General features: G+C 53.9%; 1 protein-coding gene. It reads left to right on the top strand.

All coding sequences use genetic code 11. The features are described from left to right. Positions 1-80 precede the first annotated feature (80 nt). Positions 81-740, top strand: a 660-nt coding sequence (locus AC01ZF_RS17575; protein ID WP_476575556.1) for a hypothetical protein, incomplete at its 3' end; no start/stop codon positions are given.

The raw sequence follows: 740 nt of genomic DNA, 5'->3' as shown, positions 1-740 counted from the left end.
CGTAAAAAAGGTATAGATGGAAAGCGCGCGGTACGACTTGCTCGGCGGTTGCTCGGTCGTAGTATCTAGCGGTGGGCGGTATGCAACTTCAAGCTGGCGAACTTGTAGTTGACATCAAAATAAATAGCCGCGATGCGATAGAAGCGCTCAAGCAGGTTGAAGCGCAAGGAAAACAAGTTGCGCAGACACTGAACACAAAGCTTGCCGCTGCGCATGCAAACGTAGCGCGGAGTAGTGCGCAACAAGCAACAACACTCCAGCGCACGCAGGACGCAATGCTGCGTATGGCGATGGCCGAGGCTCGGCTTGCGTCGACAACCGGTGATGTTGCGCGAGCGATTCAGATTCTGGAAGACGCACTCAATCAGACGACGGTACGTACCAAAACAGTTGTGCAAGCGCAAACCATGCTTGCACAGCAGCAACAGCGTCTGGCTGGAACAAGCCGTTCGTTGCGAGAGACACTGCAAGAGCTGGCGCAGACAGGCGGTTCGTTGTTCGGCGCCTTCTCGGCGTTGAGTACGCTCTTTGGCGCGTCGTTGTTTGTCAACGCTGCGGTACAAGCAGGAAAGCTTGCGCTTGAATTACAAAATGTGCAACTTTCATTACGTTCTATTGCCGGTTCGCAGGATGTGTACAACGCGGCAATGGAGCGTGCTGAGTATTTCCAGCGCATTTACGGCGGTACGTTAGCTGAGAATGCTGCGCGAGTTCAAAACACCAAAATCCCCGTGAGGGGA

Source organism: Chloroflexus sp. (assembly GCF_056331925.1).
This window is presented reverse-complemented; position numbering and strand designations above follow the sequence as displayed.